Here is a 249-nt window from a genome sequence, read left to right as displayed (position 1 = left end):
CCTGTTAAAATAAATAAGGAAACGAGTAAGCTTCGCATGGGAATTTTACCGCGAACTCGTTTAACCTCTGACTTCGTTTCCAGTGTAATAAAAAATGGTTCTTACGCTCTTTTGGTGACGATTTAAAAATTGTACGTATTAAAGAAAAGATAGAGTCTTGCTTAAACACATTTTCACTCTGAAGTTTCATAAAAAATGAACGATTGTATTGTCAATTAAAAATTCTTTTGTTGTTTCGCCAAATATGCG

Annotated in this window: 1 pseudogene; it reads right to left on the bottom strand. The window is 32.5% G+C overall.

Going from position 1 to position 249, the window contains the following annotated elements:
- A pseudogene (locus SB658_RS26270) lies at window positions 1–95 on the bottom strand (multidrug resistance efflux transporter family protein); the annotation flags it as partial.
- Between the last annotated feature and the right edge of the window lie 154 nt (window positions 96–249).

Source organism: Bacillus sp. SIMBA_008 (genome assembly GCF_046535495.1).
GTDB lineage: Bacteria > Bacillota > Bacilli > Bacillales > Bacillaceae > Bacillus > Bacillus subtilis.
The sequence above is the reverse complement of the archived record's forward strand: the minus strand, read 5'-3'. Positions and strand labels throughout refer to the sequence as shown.